Here is a 3,745-nt window from a genome sequence, read left to right as displayed (position 1 = left end):
CGACGGGGTGGTCGGCGCGGGCGGTCATGCGTACGAGGGTATGCGGGCGTCCGGACGGGCCCGGACCGGCCGGTGCCGGTCTCTCGCGCGCCCGGTACGCCCGGTACGCCTCCCCTACGCCCTCTACACCCCACACTCGAACGGTTGAGCGAGATTCGGTAATGATTCGGCAAAGTCCCGGTCCGGGGAGGCCGCCGGGAAATGGGAACACACCCTTCCGGCGTTGGGGACCTGGGAGGCGTACCGCATGCCCCCGAAGCCACGCCCGCAGCGAGGAGGACCGGCACGTGAGCCAGTACATCGCCAGGCTCGGGCGGCGCTCCCCCGCCGCACCCCCGCGGTTGCGGCTGCACCGCAGGCCCCGCCGGGTGGCGATGCTCTCCGTGCACACCTCCCCGCTCCACCAGCCGGGCACCGGGGACGCCGGAGGCATGAACGTCTACATCGTGGAGCTCGCCCAGCGCCTCGCCGCGATCAACATCGAGGTCGAGATCTTCACGCGCGCGACCGCCGCCGCCCTCCCGCCCACCGTCGACCTGGCGCCCGGTGTCCTCGTCCGGCACGTCGACGCGGGACCCTACGAAGGCCTCGCCAAGGAGGAGCTGCCGGCCCAGCTGTGCGCCTTCACGCACGGGGTGATGCAGGCGTGGGCGGGTCACCGGCCCGGGTACTACGACCTGGTCCACTCCCACTACTGGCTCTCCGGCCACGTCGGCTGGCTCGCCGCCCAGCGCTGGGGCGTCCCCCTGGTGCACGCCATGCACACCATGGCCAAGGTCAAGAACGCCAGCCTCGCCGCCGGCGACACCCCCGAACCGGCCGCCCGCGTCATCGGCGAGACGCAGATCGTCGCCGCCGCGGACCGGCTGATCGCCAACACCGCCGAGGAGGCGGACGAGCTCGTCCGGCACTACCAGGCCGAGCGGGACAAGGTCGCCGTCGTCCACCCCGGCGTCAACCTCTCCCGCTTCCGCCCCTTCCCCGAGGGCTCCCGCCCGTTCCGTCCGGGGGACGCCCCCACCGCACGAGCCGCCGCGCGCGCCCGCCTCGGCCTGCCCCAGGACGCCCTGATACCGCTCTTCGCGGGCCGCATCCAGCCCCTCAAGGCCCCGGACGTGCTGCTCCGCGCGGTCGCCGTCCTGCTCGACGAACGTCCCGAGCTGCGCTCGAGGATCTGCGTCCCCGTGGTCGGCGGTCCCAGCGGCAGCGGCCTCGCCAAGCCCGAGGGGCTGCAGAAGCTGGCCGCCCGCCTGGGCATCACCGACGTCGTGCGGTTCTGTCCGCCGGTCGGGCAGGAGCAGCTCGCGGACTGGTTCCGGGCCGCGTCCGTCCTCGTCATGCCCTCCTACAGCGAGTCCTTCGGGCTGGTCGCCATAGAGGCGCAGGCGGCCGGCACCCCGGTGCTCGCGGCCTCGGTCGGCGGGCTGCCGGTGGCCGTGCGGGACGGGGAGACCGGCTTCCTCGTCCAGGGCCACGACCCGCGGGCGTACGCGCGCGTGCTGCGCGACTTCGCGGACGCGCCGCACCTCGCCGACCGGATGGGCGAGGCCGCCGCCCTGCACGCCCGGGGCTTCGGCTGGGACCGGGCGGCCGCCGCCACGGCCGACGTCTACACGGCCGCGACGCAGGCGCACCGCCGTCACGTACGCTCCCACCATGGCTGACAGGGCGACGGAGGCGACGGAAGCGGAGCGGCGGGCGGCACGGGTCGTCGAGGACGTGCTGAAGGACGCCGAACTCGACTGGGAGAGCCCGGCCCCCGGAACGTACGTGGTGAAGCTGCCCGGCACCCGCAAGCTGTCCACGACGGTCTCCCTGATCGTCGGCCGCCACTCGCTCTCCCTCAACGCCTTCGTCGTCCGCCACCCCGACGAGAACGAGGCCGGCGTCCACCGCTGGCTCCTCGAACGCAACCTCAAGCTGTACGGCGTGGGATACGCCGTGGACCCGCTCGGCGACATCTACGTCACCGGCCGTTTCCCGCTGGCCGCCGTCACCCCCGACGAGGTCGACCGGCTGCTCGGCCAGGTCCTGGAGGCCGCCGACGGGAGCTTCAACACGCTCCTCGAACTCGGCTTCGCCACCGCGATCCGCAAGGAGCACGCCTGGCGGGTCTCGCGCGGCGAGTCGACCCGGAACCTGGACGCGTTCGCCCGGCTGATCGAGCGGCCCTCGGGCGGGTAGGAACCGCGCGGCCCGCAGCAGGAATTCCGAACGTGGGTGCGGAATCGGGCTGTACGGGTTGCCCGAAGACCACCGTGAAGGCCACCACCGACGGCTACGGGCGCTGGACGTTCGGCGAGACGTCCACGACCGGCGGGGCGACGGCGGCGGGCGACCACGTCGACGTGAAGTGACGCGGCGACGGCCCGTCACGACCGCCGCCCGGCCGGTCGGGCATGCCGGCCGTTCAGCCGTTCAGCCGTTCGGTTGTCCGGCCGTCCGGGGACGGTGGCCCGCTCGCCCAGGGGCTACCGGCCCTCCGCGCGGTAACGGCCCGGTGTGACGCCGACCAGTCTCCGGAAGTGCCGCGTGAGATGGGCCTGGTCGTGGAAACCGGTGGCCGCCGCGACCTCGCCCGGCGCCCGGCCGTCGAGCAGCAGCCGGCGGGCCCGCCCCACCCGGCGGGACGTCAGGTACTGGTGCGGGGCGATGCCGTAGGCGCCGCTGAACGCCCGTACCAGGTGGGCGGGATGGGCGGCCAGCAGTCCCGCGGCCTCCGCCAGGACGAGACCCTCCACGACCCGCTCGTCGAGCAGCTCCCGCAGCCGCCGCGCGAGGACGGGGTCCCGCCGGGGCTCCGGTGCGCCGGCCCGGGACCGCAGGTGGGCCCGCAGCCGCTCCCCGACGAGCGTCAGCCTGCTCTCCGCCTCGAACTCGTCCCCGGCCCCCGCGAGCGCCGCGTGCACCTGCCCGACACGCCGCCGCAGCAGCGGATCGCGCAGGTCGGGGCGGTCGACGGCGGCCCCGATCAGCTCGTCCCCGAGGTGCGTCCCGTCGAGGTACAGCACCCGCTTGCGGAAGCCGTCCGGGGTGGCGGGGGCACCGTTGTGCGGAACGTGCGGCGGCAGCAGGGAGACGGTGTCGTGCGGGGTGCCGTGCTCGTGCCGGTCCAGGTCGTACCGTACGGCGCCGTCGTCGACGACGAGCAGCGTCCAGGCGTCGTGGACGTGCATCGGATAGGCGTACTCGGTGAAGTGGGCGTGGAACACCTCGACGACCCCCGGAACCCGGGGCCGCCAGGCGGAAACGATCCGCTCGGGGCGATCCGCGCGCGCTGCGGCCATGCAAAGAACGTACAAGACGGGGGCGTGCGCCGACCGGCAGTCTCAGTCCATGAGCACACGGTCCATGAGCACACGGTCCATGAGTACACGCTTCGACACGAAGATCGCCGTCCTGCTGCGCGAGGACCTGGAGACCTGGCAGCGCCTCAACGTCACCGCGTTCCTGGTCAGCGGCCTGGGCAGCCGGGTCCCCGAACTGATCGGCGAGCCCTACGAGGACGCGGACGGCGTGGCCTACCTGCCGATGTTCCGCCAGCCGGTACTGGTCTTCGAGGGCACCGAGGAGACCCTGACGGCGGCCCACACGCGGGCGCTGTCCCGCGCGCTGCCGCGCGCCCTGTTCACCGGCGACCTGTTCTCCACGGGCCACGACGACGCCAACCGCGCGGCGGTACGGGCGGTGCCCACGGCGGACCTGGACCTGGTCGGCCTGGCCGTCCAGGTCCAGGTCCGCCGTG

General features: G+C 73.9%; 5 protein-coding genes. 4 read left to right on the top strand and 1 reads right to left on the bottom strand.

Annotated elements, in window-relative coordinates; translation table 11 throughout:
• The first annotated feature begins 287 nt into the window (after positions 1 to 287).
• Genes mshA through AOK18_RS33145 form a run of 3 tightly spaced genes read left to right on the top strand, consistent with a single transcriptional unit; the run spans position 288 to position 2,357 of the window.
• Positions 288 to 1,664: a D-inositol-3-phosphate glycosyltransferase gene (mshA, locus tag AOK18_RS28025; protein ID WP_055696139.1), complete on the top strand. Its 1,377-nt coding sequence runs from the start codon at positions 288 to 290 to the stop codon at positions 1,662 to 1,664.
• Positions 1,657 to 2,184: a type III secretion system chaperone family protein gene (locus AOK18_RS28020; protein WP_055572142.1), complete on the top strand. Its 528-nt coding sequence runs from the start codon at positions 1,657 to 1,659 to the stop codon at positions 2,182 to 2,184. The genes mshA and AOK18_RS28020 overlap by 8 nt, the downstream gene beginning before the upstream one ends.
• 32 nt (positions 2,185 to 2,216) lie before the next feature.
• Entirely contained in the window at positions 2,217 to 2,357 is a 141-nt protein-coding gene (locus AOK18_RS33145; protein WP_157865262.1) for a hypothetical protein, read from the top strand.
• 114 nt (positions 2,358 to 2,471) lie between these two features.
• On the opposite strand, the gene AOK18_RS28015 is transcribed toward AOK18_RS33145, so the two are convergent.
• Entirely contained in the window at positions 2,472 to 3,287 is an 816-nt protein-coding gene (locus tag AOK18_RS28015; RefSeq protein WP_055696138.1) for an AraC family transcriptional regulator, read from the bottom strand.
• Between the two features lie 49 nt (positions 3,288 to 3,336).
• Here AOK18_RS28015 and AOK18_RS28010 point away from each other — a divergent pair.
• The coding region (locus AOK18_RS28010) for a DUF2000 domain-containing protein (protein WP_240503343.1) at positions 3,337 to 3,745 on the top strand (409 nt) is incomplete at its 3' end.

Source organism: Streptomyces prasinopilosus (genome assembly GCF_001419695.1).
Taxonomy (GTDB): Bacteria; Actinomycetota; Actinomycetes; order Streptomycetales; family Streptomycetaceae; genus Streptomyces; species Streptomyces prasinopilosus.
This window is presented reverse-complemented; position numbering and strand designations above follow the sequence as displayed.